The 14,780-nt window shown below is 64.6% G+C and carries 16 protein-coding genes; 3 read left to right on the forward strand and 13 right to left on the reverse strand.

All coding sequences use genetic code 11. The features are described from left to right. The 6 genes from L979_RS12530 to L979_RS12555 form a co-directional block, all read right to left on the reverse strand. On the reverse strand, positions 1 to 985 hold a 985-nt coding region (locus tag L979_RS12530; RefSeq protein ID WP_047692544.1), incomplete at its 3' end, for a YafY family protein. An 8-nt stretch (positions 986 to 993) separates the two neighbouring features. Then, positions 994 to 1,389 (reverse strand): FKBP-type peptidyl-prolyl cis-trans isomerase, encoded by a 396-nt coding sequence (locus tag L979_RS12535; RefSeq protein ID WP_047692545.1) that lies wholly within the window; start codon positions 1,387 to 1,389, stop codon positions 994 to 996. 71 nt (positions 1,390 to 1,460) lie between these two features. Continuing rightward, complete coding sequence (locus L979_RS15275) at positions 1,461 to 3,170, reverse strand: FKBP-type peptidyl-prolyl cis-trans isomerase (protein WP_081994480.1); 1,710 nt, start codon at positions 3,168 to 3,170, stop codon at positions 1,461 to 1,463. Positions 3,171 to 3,289: 119 nt separating this feature from the next. After that, positions 3,290 to 4,396 (reverse strand): tRNA (adenine-N1)-methyltransferase, encoded by a 1,107-nt coding sequence (locus L979_RS12545; protein WP_081994482.1) that lies wholly within the window; start codon positions 4,394 to 4,396, stop codon positions 3,290 to 3,292. 87 nt (positions 4,397 to 4,483) lie between these two features. Beyond that, the gene (locus tag L979_RS12550) at positions 4,484 to 5,674 is read right to left on the reverse strand and encodes a site-2 protease family protein (protein WP_052209875.1); all 1,191 of its coding nucleotides are present in this window, start codon (positions 5,672 to 5,674) and stop codon (positions 4,484 to 4,486) included. Next, positions 5,661 to 6,494 carry an HAD family phosphatase gene (locus L979_RS12555; protein ID WP_052209876.1) on the reverse strand — a complete coding sequence of 278 codons (834 nt, stop codon included), beginning with the start codon at positions 6,492 to 6,494 and terminating at the stop codon, positions 5,661 to 5,663. The genes L979_RS12550 and L979_RS12555 overlap by 14 nt, the downstream gene beginning before the upstream one ends. Before the next feature lie 54 nt (positions 6,495 to 6,548). Between L979_RS12555 and L979_RS12560 the strand changes: the two genes are divergently transcribed. After that, on the forward strand, positions 6,549 to 7,448 hold the full coding sequence (locus L979_RS12560) for a PAC2 family protein (protein ID WP_047692546.1): 900 nt from the start codon (positions 6,549 to 6,551) through the stop codon (positions 7,446 to 7,448). A 21-nt stretch (positions 7,449 to 7,469) separates the two neighbouring features. Here L979_RS12560 and mshC read toward each other — a convergent pair whose 3' ends face one another. The 3 genes from mshC to L979_RS12575 all read right to left on the reverse strand — a co-directional run bounded on the left by mshC (position 7,470) and on the right by L979_RS12575 (position 10,175). Then, positions 7,470 to 8,813, reverse strand: a complete 1,344-nt coding sequence (mshC, locus tag L979_RS12565; protein WP_047692547.1) for a cysteine--1-D-myo-inosityl 2-amino-2-deoxy-alpha-D-glucopyranoside ligase — start codon at positions 8,811 to 8,813, stop codon at positions 7,470 to 7,472. 45 nt (positions 8,814 to 8,858) lie between these two features. Beyond that, positions 8,859 to 9,707 (reverse strand): undecaprenyl-diphosphate phosphatase, encoded by an 849-nt coding sequence (locus L979_RS12570; RefSeq protein ID WP_047692548.1) that lies wholly within the window; start codon positions 9,705 to 9,707, stop codon positions 8,859 to 8,861. A 150-nt stretch (positions 9,708 to 9,857) separates the two neighbouring features. Next, the gene (locus tag L979_RS12575) at positions 9,858 to 10,175 is read right to left on the reverse strand and encodes a hypothetical protein (protein ID WP_047692549.1); all 318 of its coding nucleotides are present in this window, start codon (positions 10,173 to 10,175) and stop codon (positions 9,858 to 9,860) included. Positions 10,176 to 10,214: 39 nt separating this feature from the next. On the opposite strand from L979_RS12575, the gene L979_RS12580 reads away from it, so the two are divergent. Beyond that, positions 10,215 to 10,460, forward strand: a complete 246-nt coding sequence (locus L979_RS12580; RefSeq protein ID WP_047692550.1) for a DUF5703 family protein — start codon at positions 10,215 to 10,217, stop codon at positions 10,458 to 10,460. Between the two features lie 274 nt (positions 10,461 to 10,734). On the opposite strand, the gene L979_RS12585 is transcribed toward L979_RS12580, so the two are convergent. After that, entirely contained in the window at positions 10,735 to 12,048 is a 1,314-nt protein-coding gene (locus tag L979_RS12585; RefSeq protein ID WP_047692551.1) for a M20/M25/M40 family metallo-hydrolase, read from the reverse strand. Between the two features lie 93 nt (positions 12,049 to 12,141). Then, positions 12,142 to 12,576, reverse strand: coding sequence for a hypothetical protein (locus L979_RS12590; RefSeq protein WP_047692552.1), 435 nt, complete (start codon positions 12,574 to 12,576; stop codon positions 12,142 to 12,144). A gap of 219 nt (positions 12,577 to 12,795) precedes the next feature. Here L979_RS12590 and L979_RS12595 point away from each other — a divergent pair, with 219 nt between their 5' ends. Beyond that, complete coding sequence (locus L979_RS12595) at positions 12,796 to 13,083, forward strand: hypothetical protein (RefSeq protein ID WP_047692553.1); 288 nt, start codon at positions 12,796 to 12,798, stop codon at positions 13,081 to 13,083. A gap of 74 nt (positions 13,084 to 13,157) precedes the next feature. Here L979_RS12595 and pafA read toward each other — a convergent pair whose 3' ends face one another. Together pafA and L979_RS12605 are read right to left on the reverse strand one after the other, a co-directional pair. Further along, entirely contained in the window at positions 13,158 to 14,612 is a 1,455-nt protein-coding gene (gene pafA, locus L979_RS12600; RefSeq protein ID WP_052209877.1) for a Pup--protein ligase, read from the reverse strand. A 4-nt stretch (positions 14,613 to 14,616) separates the two neighbouring features. After that, the coding region (locus tag L979_RS12605; RefSeq protein ID WP_047692554.1) for a ubiquitin-like protein Pup at positions 14,617 to 14,780 on the reverse strand (164 nt) is incomplete at its 5' end.

Here is a 14,780-nt window from a genome sequence, read left to right on the forward strand (position 1 = left end):
CGGCAGGGTCTGGCTCCGAGGCGGGGCCTGGCACATCTGCAGGGGTTGGCACCACGGCGTCCGGGCCCACCGCTGCAATCTCGGCGGCAACCCGCTCGGGCTCCGTCACCGGAACTGTCAGGCGGTCAAAACCCTCTGCAGCGTCGGCAGCGCGGTGGCCGGCACCGTGGGCGGTGGCCGAAGCCATCCGCCGCAACATCTGCGCGCGCCCCGGGGCAACATCCACCGTCACCGAGCCCAACTGCGGGGCCGCCTCCATGGCGTCCAACCGCTGGTTCATGGAGAAATCAGCCGGTGGCGTGAACGTGGTGGTGGTGATCCGGACATCGGAGACGATCCGGGAGAGCCGGAAGGTGCGCTCGGCCTGGCGGTCCAGGTCCCAACCGATCACGTACCAGGACCCGAACCGGGAACCCACGCCCCACGGCTCAAGACGCCGGGTGGACAGCTCGTCCGTGGAGGCGGCCAGATAGTCAAAACCCACCTGGCGGTGCTTGAGCACAGCCTCCATCAATGGCGCAAAGGATGGTTCCTGAACGCTGATGGTGGGCTGGATCAGCGGGGCGTCGTCGTCACCTGCGGCAGGCTCCAGAACGGGCTCCAACTTGCGCAACGCACGCCGCGCCGTGCTCCCCAGCGGGGTCTGGGTCCAGGCGTTGGCCGCCAAGGAGAGCACTGCGGCCTCCTCCGCCGTGAACTGCAGCGCGGGCAGCGCAAAGGAACCGCGGGCGATCCGGTACCGGAAAGCGGTCTCCTCCTCAAAAAACGCGTCCTCCGGAACCTCCTCGATGGGAAAGCCCAGGGCACGCAACTCCTGCTTGTCCCGTTCGAAGGCACGCTCGAACGCCGCATCGGAGGGCATGGCCGTGTAATCCGGTACGGCAGCACGCAACTCGGAGCGGGTGTAACCGCGCTCGCGATAGAGCAGCGCGAAAATCAGGTTCAGACGGCGTTCGGAAGCGCGCCGTTGCTGATCAACGGGCACTTACGGTCTCAGCGGACGTCGAGCAGATCGACCACAAAGATCAAGGACTCGTTGGGGCCGATCACCCCGCCGGCGCCGCGCGCGCCGTAGGCCATCTCGGAGGGGATCTCCAGACGACGCCGACCACCCACGCGCATGCCCAGCAGGCCCTGGTCCCAGCCCTGGATGACCTGTCCCACGCCCACGGTGAAGTCCAAGGGCTGGTTGCGGTTCCAGGAGGAGTCGAATTCTTCTCCACCGGAGAAGGTGACGCCCACGTAGTGGCAGGAGACCTGCTGGCCGGCCTGGGCCGCAGCGCCCTTGCCTTCAATCAGGTCCTTGATCTTCAACTCAGTGGGGGCCTCCCCTTCCGGGAAGTCGACCTCTGGCTTGCTGCGGTCCAGGTTGCGCTGACCGAAAGACATGTTTTCCTCCGTGAGGGTCTGTGATGAGGGTGAGATCCCACTGGGTGCCAGTGGGGGTGTGGAGTGTCAGGTCACTCGGACGGGGACGGGCTGGCCGCAGCTGGTGACGGGCTGGCCGAGGCCGCTGCCGGGGTGTCCGTGGCGCCCAGGATGTCCACCACAAAGATCAAATCACCTGCGGGGGCTGTTGTATTCCCGGATTCCTCAATCTCTTCCTGGGTTCCGTAGGCCTTGTCCGCCGGGATGGAGATGATCACGCGCGAGCCGACGTTCTTGCCCTTGAGACCCTCGGACCAACCGTCAATCACACCGTCCAGCGGGAAGGCCGTAGGGGTGCCGCGTTCGTAGGAGGAGTCAAAGACCTCACCGTCCTCCCAGCGCACACCCACATAGTTGACCGCCACGGTCTGGCCGTCCTCGACCTCCGGGCCGTCACCTTCGATCAGGTATTCGGAGACCAGGTCATCCGGAGCATCGCGTTCTGGCTGGGCGATCTCCGGATCCCCGCCGTCGGTCTGGGTGACCATGGGCAGACCCTCAGGAGTGGGCTCCATGAGGCCATCCACCTCCGTGGGTATGATCTCCCGCACGGTGTAACGAGTGGTGGACTCAGAGATCTGCCCGGCACCAGCCCTGCTGGAGGTGGTGATGTCCACGGAGGTTCCCACCTTGGCGTCCTTGAGCTGGTCATAGGTGAAGGAATCCTCGTCCTTCAGGGTCTCGTCCAGGCTCATCACGGAGGGCGTGGCATCCCCGGGTTCGCCGTTGGTCACCGTGGCCCGAGTCACCAGGAGGGTGTCACCCTCATCTACCTCATCACCGTCACCTTCATTGACCACCGAGGCCGTGGGGTCCGGCAGGGGCTCAGGTTCCGGGGTGTCCACGGCAGCCAGGATGTCCACCACAAACAACAAGTCCCCTGTGGGATAGCCGGAGTCCTCCCCCAATTCCTCCGTGGTGCCGTAAGCCTTGTCCGCAGGGACGGAGAGAATCACCCGGGAGCCGACCTTCTTGCCCTCCAGACCCTCGGACCATCCGGCAATGGCATTGTCCAACGGCAGCGCAGCAGGTGCACCGGCCTCCCAGGAGGAGTCAAAGGTTTCCCCGTCCTCCCAACGGGCACCCACGTAATTCACCACCGCTGTCTGGCCTGCTTCCACCGCGTCCCCATCGCCTTCGATCAGATAGTCGGAGACCATCTCGTCCGGGGCGTCGCCATCGATCTCACCGAATTCCGGCACACGGTCGTCGTTCTCCGTGACCTCGGGCAGACCGTCCGGTGAATCGGACATCTCCCCCTCGATCTGCGTGGGGATCTCCTGGACGATCTCATAGACCTCAACCGAGGTGGAGTTGTCGCCCTCCTGCCCGGACTGCCCCGCGGTGGCCGGTGAGGAGTACGCCAAAATGCCGCCCACCTTCATCTGAGTCAGGGCATCGTAGAGCTCAGGAAGTCGTTCCTTGAGGTCAGAATCAACTTTCAGGATCTGGCCCGCACCGGAGGAGTAGGACTCCCCCACCTCCTCACCGTCAGAGCCGCGGTAGATCACGGCCTGGGCCAGCAGCACAGAACCGTCCTGGATCTCCGCGCCGTCACCCTCACGCAAGACCTTGGTCTGGTTCTCCTCCACCTCCACGGGGGTTTCAAAGGTGATCTCCGGGACGTCCCCGGCGGAGGGATCGTTGCTGAGTTCCACGGAGTTGAATCCGCCGGGGGAACAGGCTGTCAACAACAGCGCTGCCCCGATTGCGGTTCCGGTCCTCAGCAAAGCCTTACGCACGTGATCCTCCGTATCGCACGCAGTGGCGCGTGCGGCAAGTGGCGGTTGGTTGGGCGGCGTGAAGTCCACCCTCAAAGGTTTTGAGCCAGCGTAACGGGGTGATCTGGATACTTGCTGAATCAACGCACGACGTCGTCGTGGGCCTCCGTTTCGGTTCCGGTATCCGTCGCCGGGGTGCCAGCACCCTCTGCGTGGGTCTCCTGTGAGTCGTTGCGGGCGTGTGAGTCCGCAACAGCTGCCCGTTGCGCCAGGTGCTGGGCATCGCGGCTGGCGCGCCGGGCCTTCTTGTCGGAGACTTCCCGCTCCCCCAGGGCCACGGGGGTCCAGGCCTGCAGGTCCTCCTGGGTGTAATCCGATTTGGAGGCGCGGCGCTTGGGCGCCAGGCGCGGGGCGCCGTCCGCAAGCCGCCGGGCGGTGATCAGGAAGCCCGTGTGCGCCACCATGCGGTGATCGGGGCGCACCGCCAGACCCTCCACGTGCCAGCCACGGACCATGGTTTCGTGGGCATCGGGTTCCGTGAAGCGCCCGTCCGTGCGCATGGCTTCAGCGGTGCGGGAGAGCTGAGTCACGGTGGCCACGTAGCAGATCACCACACCGCCCGGTGTCAAGGCCTGGGCCACGGCGTCCAAACACTCCCACGGGGCCAGCATGTCCAGGACCACACGGTCCACGGACCCGGGTGCTTCGGCATTGCCCAGTTCCTCGGCCAGGTCCCCGATGCTCAACTGCCATGCCGGGTGGGAGCCGCCGAACATGGTGGCGATGTTGCCGGCGGCCACCTCCGCGAACTCCTCCCGGCGTTCAAAGGAGTGCACAGTGCCTTCATCTCCCACAGCCCGCAGCAGTGCGATGGTCAGAGCACCGGAGCCCACCCCGGCCTCCACCACACGCGCGCCGGGGAAGATGTCTCCCATGGTCACGATCTGGCCGGCGTCCTTGGGATAGACCACGGCCGCACCGCGGGGCATGGAGAGCACAAAGTCCTTCATCAGGGGCCGCAGCGCCTGGTACTGGATGCCCACGGAGTTCTGCACCACGGTGCCTTCCGGCTGACCGATCAACAGATCATGCGGCAGCACACCCTTGTGGGTCTGGTATTCAGCGCCCACGGTCAGCGTGATGGTGGTCAGCTTTCCGCGGTCATCCGTGAGCTGGATCCGTTCCCCTTCACGCATGGGTCCGCGTCGGTTGATGGCGCCGGTGGGCTGCGTGTGGGACTGGGTCATGGGCTCACTTTCAGGTGGTGCTACGGGGTCGGTGCGGCCCATTGTGTCATCTGCGCCGGGCTTGCCTGGTGCGGTTTTGGTGCCGCGTCACCGGAGCAGTCCGGCTTCCCGCAGCACGGTGTTCAACCGCGCCGCTCTCAGAACACCAACCGGTGTCCCGTGGCCATCGACGACGACAAACATCGGCTGGGCGCTGCGGGCCGTGGCTTCCAGCAGGTTCAGTTCCGCAAGATCAGATGGAATGACAGCGTTGCCGGTCACCGGGTCCATGACCTCGCCAAGGGCCAGGTGGGCCCGTTGGTGCGGGTCCACAGCGGTCACCCGAGCGGGGTTGAGCATGCCAACACAGTCCTGGCCATCCATGGCCAACACCGCGACTGGGCCTGGTTCAGCCACGGTGTCCGCGGGGTTGCTGAAGGCACCCCGGAGGATGGCTTCCACGGTGGCCAGCGTGGTCTCAGCTGGAACCGCAATGGCTGGTTCCATCAGGTCCACGGCGCGTATTCCGGACATCGCGCGGGCGGCGCGGGCCCGCCGCAGGGATGAGGCGGCGCCGGCCCACAGCATCCACACCAGCAAACCGGCCAGGATCAGCAACGGAATGGAACGCCACAAGCCACTGACCAGAATCCAAGCCACCGCCAGGACGGCAATGACCCGTCCGGTCCATGCCGCCACGGCCGTTCCCACGAACTCGCGCCCAGTGATGCCCCAGACCACCGCTTCCAGGGCGCGTCCGCCGTCCAGGGGCAGGCCGGGAATCAGATTGAAGATGCCCACAAACCAGTTGGCCCAGCTGGTGAGTTCCACAAGCACCAGCACCACGTTGAACGCACCACCGGCCTCCAACGGTTGCAGTGCTGCCACCGCCACCCATCCCGCCAGACCCAGGAGGATGTTGGCCACCGGCCCGGCCACGGAAATCACCAGGGAGGCCAACCAGGAGGTCCTGGTGGCGCCAAAACTGGTGTGTCCGCCCATCAGGGACAACGTGATGTGCGTGACGGGCCACCCGAACGCTCGTGCCGTCCACGCATGCGCCAACTCGTGCAACAGGACGGAGAGCGCCAGCAGGAGACAGAAGGCCGCCGCCACGGCGTAGGACCACCCGCCGATGTTGGGCAGCACCCGCCCCAGCACAGGTGAGTACAGAAGGATGATCACCGCGGCGATCACAAACCAGGACCGGTCCAGCAGCAGCGGGAATCCACCAACCCGTCCCAGACGCAGGGACTTCCGCTTTCCTCGAGCGGGTCCAGCAGCCTCAACGGGCGGCATGGCCCTCCATCCACCCCATCAGATCCTGCACGGTCACGCCATCCAGGGAGTCCAGGACCACCGTGGCGCCGTTGTTCTCCAGCGGGGCCAGATTCACCACGGCCACCGTAGTGGCACCTGCCGCCACGGCAGAGCGTACTCCGGTGGGGGAGTCCTCAATGGCAACCATCCGCTCAATGTTCAGAGGCCCGTGACCCCGCTCCCGGGCCAGTGCCGACAACCGGCGCGCCGCAAAGGTGTAGGGCGCAGGAGCGGGTTTGCCGGGCAGACCCAGATCACCGGTGACCCGAATGTCAAAGAGTTGGCCTCCGCTCCAACCGCGGTGCCGAGCTTGGCGGTTCAGTTCCTCCAGTACGGCACCTGCCAGGACGGAATCGCTGTTGGTGACCAGGGCAGTGGGGATCTCAGCCTGACGGCAGGCAACCAGCAGGTCCAACGCGCCCGGGCGCAACGGGAGATCCCGGCTTATGCCATCCCTGACCCGCGTGTTCAGACCCTCCACGATCTCCTGGGCGCTGAGGTCCAGGCCTCTGCCCTGCATGGCGGCCACCATGTCGGCTTCATTGGAACCCACCATGTCCAAGGAGTCCTGGTGCGTCCATGGCGCACCGTGCTGTGCCATCAGATCAGCCTCGGCGGCAAACCAGTGGACCTCCGTGTCCACCAAGGTGCCGTCCATGTCCCACAGCACGGCATCAGGCGGGCCCGAATTGACGGCAGGGTCCTGCTCGGCACCAGTACGGCCTTGATTGGTGACAGCGCCGCGCCGATCATCGGCAGACCGGTTTTGGTGGTGTGGGTCCTGGGTGCGGGAATCCATGGGGTGGATCCTATCGGGCTGATCAGAGCCAACCATCCGCGTAGAGTGAGATGGGTGAACGGATTCGACGAAACCCAGCCCCATTCAGAACCGCAGGCCGGTCCCTTCGGAGTGGTCCGTGAAGCGGGTTCCCCGGAGCGCGTCAAAGTTCTGGTGGCAGCCTTTGAAGGGTGGAACGACGCCGGCGATGCCGCCACGGACACGGTCAAGATGCTGGGCGAGCACTACGGGGCTCGTGAAGTTTTTGAAGTGGCGGCTGATGAGTACTACGACTACCAGTACTCCCGCCCCCGCATGACGCGCTCAGCCACGGGTGAGCGCAAACTGGTCTGGCCCACCACCAAACTCTCCACCGCCACGGTGGACGGCACCAACCTGGATCTGGTTCTGCTGCACGGGTGGGAGCCTTCGTACCGGTGGCGTAGCTTCTGCGCGGAAATCCTGGAACAAGCCGCTGCCATGAACGTGGACTTTGTGGTCATGCTGGGCGCCCTGTTGGCGGATGTCCCTCACACCCGCCCCATTCCGGTCTCCACCACCTCAGACACGGATGAACTTCAGGATGAACTGGAGGTCTCAGGTTCGGAGTACGAGGGGCCCACGGGAATCGTGGGTGTGCTCTCCCACCTGGCTGCGGTCTCCGGCATCCCCACGGTGAGCCTGTGGGCAGCGGTGCCGCATTACGTCGGGCAATCCCCTTCACCGAAGGCGCAGCTGGCGCTGATCCGCAAGCTCGAGGATCTGCTGAGCCTGCATCTTCCCCTGGAGGATCTGGTGGAGGATGCCGAGGCCTGGGAACGCGGGGTCAATGACCTTGCCGAGGACGACCCTGAAATTGCTGCCTACGTAGCCAAACTTGAAGAGGCCAAGGACACCACAGATCTTCCCGAGGCATCAGGAGATGCCATTGCGCAGGAATTCGAACGCTTCTTGCGTCGTCGTGAACACGACTGACGGGAGGCAGGTGCCCCCAGGTCATAAGGTGATTCCCAGCCGGGCCTCAATGGCGCTCCGAGCCAAGGAGTCACCCGAACCCGGGGCGCCGGCAATCGCAGTCTGAGCCCACTGATCCACGGCGGCCAGTGCGGTCGGGGTGTCCAAATCCTGCGCCAAGGCCACGCGAACCGGCTCCAGAGCCGATTCAAAAGAACCGTCCTGCGCCAGATCAGCAGCCTGCCGCCACAGGGCCAGACGCTTGCGGGCCGACTCCAGCAAGTGATCCGTCCAGAACCAGTCGGTGCGGTAGTGCTGAGCCATGATGGCCAGGCGGATGGCATTGGGGTCCTCACCCTGGGCGCGCAGCTTGGAGACCAGCACCAGGTTGCCCAAGGACTTGGACATCTTCTCCCCGTCCAACCCCACCATCCCGGTGTGCATGAAACTACGCGCCATGGGATGCCCGGAAATGGACCAGCTGTGACCGGCACCCATCTCATGATGCGGGAACACCAGGTCCGATCCCCCACCCTGCACGGTGAACGGAGCGGGCAGGTACTGCAGGGAGATCAGCGAACACTCGATATGCCAGCCCGGCCGGCCGCGGCCCAGTGAGGCCCCGTCCCAGGAGGGCTCCCCCTCACGTTCCACCCGCCACAGCAACGGGTCCAGGGCGTCACGTTTGCACGGACGCTGCGGGTCTCCGCCACGTTCGGCGAACAAGGGCAGCATTTCCTCACGGGTCAGGTTGGAGATCTGGCCCAGTTCCCAGGCACCGGGGCAGGCACCCGTTCCGCCGTCGTCGGGGCCGCACGGTGTGGCCCACGCCGATTGCGGTTCCGACGGCGCATTGCCGTCAGCGCCCAGGGCACCCACGGCGGCGACGTCGAAATAGACATCCCCATCAGGCTCGCCGTTCTGGCCGTTGACGCGGTACGCCAGGCCGCGGGCCATGAGGTCCTCCACAGCGGGCACAATCCAGTCAACGGATTCGGTGGCGCCCGTGTAATGGGCCGGTGCCAGGACGTTCAGGGCCGTCATGTCCGTGCGGAACAGTTCGATCTGACCGGCAGCCAAGTCGCGCCAGTCAACGCCGTCGCGCTCGGCCCGTTCCAACAGCGGATCATCCACATCCGTGACGTTCTGGACGTAGTCCACCGCCATGTCAGCATCCAGCCACGCGCGGTGCAGGACGTCAAAAGCAACGTAAGTGGCCGCATGGCCCATGTGCGTGGCGTCGTACGGGGTGATGCCACAGACGTACAGGCTGGCTCGTTCCTGCCGGGGCAACTGCTCCACCTGCTGGGTGCGGGTGTCAAAGATCGCCGGTACAGGCGCGCGGCCGGGCAGATCAGGGACGGGACGCGCGGACCAGGACTTCATGGACACCTCTCAACAGAAACGGGGGGCAGCTACAGCGGGGGCGGATCAGAGCGTGACAGCGGGGATGGCAGAGATCACGCCAAAGCCCAGGAGCAGGAAGACCACCAAACCCAGGGCAATGCGGTACCACACGAACAAGGAGTAGGACCGGCTGGAGATGTAATTCATGAACCAGCCGATGATCACGTAGGCCACCACAAAGGAGACCACGGTGGCCACCAGAGTCTGGGTCATGGAGTAGGCAGCCGGTGAGGGATCCGTGATCTCCGAGGCCAGCTTGTAGAGCCCGGAGGCGAACACGGCGGGGATGGCCAAGAGGAAGGCGTAGCGGGCAGCAGCTTCACGCTTGTAACCCATCAACAGACCGGCGGTGATAGTGCCACCGGAACGGGAAACACCGGGAATGAGGGCCAGCGCCTGCGCAAAACCGTAGAGCAGACCGTGCTTGACGCTCAGGTTCTCCAGGGTGCGGACCTGCTTGCCCACCTTGTCAGCGATACCCAGGAACACACCGAACACAATCAACATGGTGGCGGTGATCCACAAGCTGCGGAAGGAGGTGTCGATCCAGTCCTCCAACAACAGGCCCAGCACACCGATGGGCAGCGAACCCACAATGATCAACCAACCCATGCGGGCATCCGGATCCTTGCGGTCGATCCGGCCCACCAGGGACAGCGCCCAGTGCTTGACGATCCTCACGATGTCGCGCCAGAAGTAGATCACCACCGCCGTTTCCGTACCCAGCTGGGTGATGGCCGTGAAGGCCGCACCGGGGTCGGCGCCGCCGGGAAGGAACTCGCCCACAATGCGCAGGTGCGCTGACGAGGAGACGGGGAGGAACTCGGTGAGTCCCTGCACCAGGCCAAGAATGATTGTTGAAAGCCAGTCCACCCGGCCACCTTAGATCACGTGGATTCCACATTGCCCGTCAACAGCCTGCGTGGTCGCTCACAGTTGTGAGCACACCAGACGACGGCGCCCCCGCGATCAGTTTGCGGGGCGCCGGTGGGGGCTGTTCTCAGTCAGCGTAGGTCAGAAGACTCAGCGATCGTCTGAGGAATCCTCGTCAAGGTCGTCGTAGTCGTCCTCATCCAGTGGGGAGGAGTCGTCGTCGGCTTCTTCCAGGTCATCGAAGTCGTCGTCATCGTCTTCGTCGTCGTCAGCGAACACGGTCAGGGGGGTGACTTCATCAAAGTTGTCGTACAAGGCTTCTTCGTAGGAATCGAAGGCATCGGCAATGGCCACGTAAGCGGCGTCGACGGCAGGGTCCTGGTCACTGCGACGGTTGGAGAGGGCAGCCAGGTGCTCCTCAAGGGCGGAAACGAGGGACTGCAGGGCGACTCGCGGATCGGTGCTCATGGTTCAGACGTTACCCGTCCGCGGGCAGAATGGGGAGAGATGAGAGAGCAAATCGTGCACAGCACAGCCCGGATCACCATGGACGCTGATCAGCGCTTTGAATACCTGGTGCTGACCGTGGCGCCTGGCGAGCGTGTTGCCGATGCCCGGATGCGCCTGAGTGAGCATGCCGAGTACGGCAAGTGGGAACTGACCCGTTCGGTGCATCTCTACGGCGGTACCCGGAAGTTCTGGATGCGACGCCGCGTGATGCGTGTCCGCAGCACCCTCTACTCCGCCGAATAACCCTGCCCTCCACACCCCCGCCGAATAGGCCTTTTGATCGCTGCTGACCCAATCAGGGGCGATCAAAAGGCCTACTCGGCGGGGGGAGTTGGTTCGGCACCTTCGCACCTGCTTTGCCGAGCAGTGAGTTGTGCCGCCCCTGGCCACCTTGGCCCCGCCGAGACGTGAGTTGTTCCGCCCATCAGCGCTGATGGGCGGCACAAATCACCGTTGAACGGGATGGTACGGACTAACTCACTGCTCGGCGGGTGGAGGAGGAAGAAGAGGGCGCGAATCAGTAGCTGGTGAGCAACGTGTGGAGGACATCGGCCCCGAACTCCAGGGAGGCGATGGGCACCCGCTCATCCACGCCGTGGAACATGGCCGGGAAGTCCAACTGCTCCGGCAGGCGCAACGGCACGAATCCGTACCCCGTGATGCCCAACGGGTCCAGGGACTTGTTGTCCGTGCCGGCCGAGAGCATGTAGGGCAACACCACGGCCTCCGGATCGTGAACCTGTAGCGCATCCACCATGGCATCCACCACGGTGCCGGAGAACGGAACCTCCAGCCCGATCTGATCGGACTCGAACTCGATGCGCACCTTCTCCCCCGCCAGTTCCTGCAGCTTGGCCAGGACCAGTTCGCGCTGTTCCGGCAGATAGCGCACGTCCAACCCGGCCTGAGCGGAGCCTGGAATCACGTTGGTCTTGTATCCCGAGCGCAACTGCGTGGGGTTGGCGGTGTTCTGCAGCGTGGCACCCACAAATCGCGCCACGGAGCCCAGTTCCGCCAGCAACTTCTGAGGGTTCTGAGGATCGAATTCGACGCCGGTCAGTTCCGTGACCGCGTCCAGGAACTGCCGAGTGGTCTTGGTCAGCTCAATGGGCCACTGGTGTTCACCAATGTTGGCGATCGCCCGGGACAACGTGGTCACGGGGTTGTCGTGGTTGACCTGGGAACCGTGACCAGCCGTGCCGTCCGCGTGCAGACGAAGCCACATCAGGCCCTTCTCCGCGGTTTGCAGCAGGTAGGCACGCTGGCCACCGATGGTGGCTGAATACCCGCCGACCTCGCTGATGGCATCCGTGACACCGTCAAAGAGCTCGGGGTGGTTGTTCACCACCCATTTGGAGCCGTACTCCATACCGGCTTCCTCATCCGCGAAGAACCCGATCACGATGTCCCGTTTGGGCTGCTGGCCGGTGCGCTGCATGTGGCGGACCACGGAGAGCATCATGGCGTCCATGTCCTTCATGTCCACCGCGCCGCGGCCCCAGATCATGCCGTCACGCACCTCAGCGGCAAAGGGGTCCACGGACCAGTCCTGGGCCATGGCAGGCACCACGTCCAGGTGACCGTGGACCAGCAGCGCGTTGGCCGATGAGTCTGATCCGGGGATGCGGGCGAACACGTTGGCACGACCGGGGGCGGCTTCCACCAGGGTGGTGCTCAATCCAACGTCTTCCAGCAGGCCAGCGGCGTATTCCGCGGCGCGCCGTTCCCCCTTGGAGTCGCCACTGCCGTAGTTGGAGGTGTCGATCCGGATCAGATTCCGTGCGATCTCCACGGCCTCGTCATGGGGGGTGGCCTGGTCCTGCTGGCTCATTGGGCTGCTCCTTGGGGGAAGCCCCGCGGCATCAGGTGGTACCGGTTGCCGTGCGGCGCATGTGCATCTGGATAGTGTCTCCAGGCTAGGCCATCAGCGCGCGGCTTTGTCCTGACCCGGGTAGCGAGCCAGTTTGAGTTCCCCACCTTCATCCACCACGCGCGCATGGTCCGTGGAGCCGTTGGCCAGATCCACCGTGACCTTGGTGCCGTCCGAGCGGGTTTCGGTGTCCTGAGAGGGGACAGACATCCCCTCAAATGTGTTGGAGCCTGCGTGCCACTGCTTCAGGTAATGCACGCAGTAGCGCGAGTCCCCGTTCATGTTCCGGTGGATGAAGTCATGGGAGAGAGTTTGGCAGGCAGTCTCCCAGTCCTGGTTCTGCATGGCGGAGACGAATTCCTGGGTGACCGCCCGGGGGCTGGGGCCGGTGAGGCCACAACCGCTCATGACCACGGTTGATGTTGCCAGCGTGACGACGGCGACGGCACGGGTCAGAACGTTGGATGTCCTGCGCGCCGTGATCGTCATGGTGTCACCTTCCTGGTCCGCGTGGATGGACTTAGGGACTGTCCCACAAGCTCCGAATTCATGCTAACGGCCAGACCTGGCGACTCTAAATGCAATCACAGCAATATGTCCCCACACTAACCCACTGACCAGTTATCATGTCCACAGTTGTTCTGCAGTTGGACATTCCCCCAATGTCATTCATCCAGTCCCCCAGCTGGTCCGTTCTCAGGAGAACCTGTGCCCGAGCACTCTGCCCCGATTCACGGCAATGGCGCCGTGATCGACCCCCTGCCTCTGCCCCCCGTGGCCGCCGGTCAATGTGTGGGCGTCCCGATCGTGGACATCAGCACCACCTGGTTTGCCAACCTGCGCCGTGTGCCCGCATGGAAGCTGACCATCCACACCGGTGACGGCCAGATGGTGACACGTCAAATGCACACGGACTACAACTCCGCCCTGGATGCAGCAGTGACCGTGTGCCGTTATCTGCGGTGGGGTCCAGAGACCATCCAGCTCGCTGCCTGAAACAGCCCCGACTGTGTGGGGCCGCCGCGGGCAGCCCCACACAAGCACTGCATCGGGTCCACCACACAGTTGACTCAAATGATGGGTGGCGCCGGTGGCTGCTCGGATCCACGGACGGCTTCACGGCGCAGAATCGCCAACATGGCTGCGGCGTCGTCGTCGTGTGTGAGGAAGGGATCGCGCAAGGTCACGATCCGCTGTGTGGCGCCGTTGATCTTGACGTTCACCCAGTCGATGGTGGTGTGTTTGCCGGCATCAATGGCCGCCTTGACCAAGGCGCCGCGAATCTTGGCGCGTGTTTCCGGCGGAGTGGTCACAGCCGTCTGAGCCTCCGAGCCATCGGTGCCGGGCAGACGTGCTGCCATGCCCCGCTCCTCCAGCATGCGGAACAGTCCGCGGCCAGGGGCGACGTCGTGGAAGGCCAGGTCCATCTGAGCCACCCGGGGTGCTGCGTAGTCGGAGCCGTTGCGCGCCACCCACGAGTCCAGCAGCTTCTTCTTGATGGCCCAGTCGATTTCCGTGTCGATTCCGGTGACGTCCCGACGCTGCACGGCATCCAGGGTGCGCGCCCACAGATCCAGCACCCAGTCCACGCGATCATGGTGGGCGCCGTTGGCCTGCACAAAGCGGGTCACGGTCTCCAGGTACTCACGTTGCAGGTCCAGAGCGGAACGCTGCGTGCCGTCGGCAAGCTCCACGGGCACCGTGCCGGTGAGATCGTGGGAGATCTGGCGCAGTGCCAGAGCCGGATCCTTCAACGTGCGGTCGATCAGGGCGTTACCGGCCTCGATCATGCGCAGCATCAGGTCCGTGGCGCCCAACCGCAGTGCTGTGGTGGTGGTGGACATGGTGGAATCCCCCACAATCACGTGCAGCCGCCGGAACCGCTCAGCATCCCCGTGGGGTTCGTCGCGGGTGTTGATCAGCGGCCTGGCGCGCGTGGTGGACGACGACGAATCCTCCCAAATGTGATCCGCCCTCTGGGAAAAGGAGTAGCTGGGTTGCCCGGCGTTCTGGGAGAAGGAACGCTGGCCAAAAGCCACAGGACCCTGCGGGTGAACACGCCCCGCACCGGCAATGAGCTGGCGGGTGACCAGGAACGGGATGAGGTGAGCCACCAGGCGGGCGAACCGGGTTGAGCGGGCGATCATGTAGTTCTCGTGAGAACCAAAGGAGTTCCCGGCGGAGTCCACGTTGTTCTTGAACAGGTACACGGACCCGCCCGTGCCCTCCTCCGCCAGCTTGGCTTCCAACTGCCCGCGCATGTCATCAACGATCAACTCACCGGCGCGGTCATGGGCCACGGTGTCCTCCAGCGTGGCGCATTCGGCGGTGGCGTACTCGGGATGGGAACCCACGTCCAGGTACAGGCGAGCGCCGTTGGGCAGAAAGACGTTGGAGGACCTCCCCCATTCCACAATGGGACGGAACAGGCGCCGTGCGGTGTCATCCGGGCTCAGGGCAGCTCCGGTGGGCACGGTGTGCACAATGCCGAATTCGGTCTCCAGGCCCATGATCCTGCGGTCCATGGGGTCACTGACCGCCCTTCTGCACGAATCCCTTGACGAACTCTTCTGCGTTGGCTTCCAGCACGGCGTCAATGTCTGCCAGGAGGTCATCGGCCTGGTTGGCCTGCGCCTGGGCGGCGGCGGATGGTCCACCGGGTGCGGGGGCGGGGGCAGAATCGGGAAGGGGTG

The organism is Kocuria sp. ZOR0020 (assembly GCF_000800955.1).
Taxonomy (GTDB): Bacteria; Actinomycetota; Actinomycetes; order Actinomycetales; family Micrococcaceae; genus Kocuria; species Kocuria subflava.

Bases quoted from the DNA above. Each gene is read 5' to 3' on its own strand.
- L979_RS12590 (WP_047692552.1), bottom strand. From the start codon at position 12,576: ATGACGATCACGGCGCGCAGGACATCCAACGTTCTGACCCGTGCCGTC.
- L979_RS12580 (WP_047692550.1), top strand. From the start codon at position 10,215: ATGAGAGAGCAAATCGTGCACAGCACAGCCCGGATCACCATGGACGCT.
- L979_RS12585 (WP_047692551.1), bottom strand. From the start codon at position 12,048: ATGAGCCAGCAGGACCAGGCCACCCCCCATGACGAGGCCGTGGAGATC.
- L979_RS12545 (WP_081994482.1), bottom strand. From the start codon at position 4,396: ATGACCCAGTCCCACACGCAGCCCACCGGCGCCATCAACCGACGCGGA.
- L979_RS12555 (WP_052209876.1), bottom strand. From the start codon at position 6,494: ATGGATTCCCGCACCCAGGACCCACACCACCAAAACCGGTCTGCCGAT.
- L979_RS12575 (WP_047692549.1), bottom strand. From the start codon at position 10,175: ATGAGCACCGATCCGCGAGTCGCCCTGCAGTCCCTCGTTTCCGCCCTT.
- pafA (WP_052209877.1), bottom strand. From the start codon at position 14,612: ATGGACCGCAGGATCATGGGCCTGGAGACCGAATTCGGCATTGTGCAC.
- L979_RS12550 (WP_052209875.1), bottom strand. From the start codon at position 5,674: ATGCCGCCCGTTGAGGCTGCTGGACCCGCTCGAGGAAAGCGGAAGTCC.
- mshC (WP_047692547.1), bottom strand. From the start codon at position 8,813: ATGAAGTCCTGGTCCGCGCGTCCCGTCCCTGATCTGCCCGGCCGCGCG.
- L979_RS12535 (WP_047692545.1), bottom strand. From the start codon at position 1,389: ATGTCTTTCGGTCAGCGCAACCTGGACCGCAGCAAGCCAGAGGTCGAC.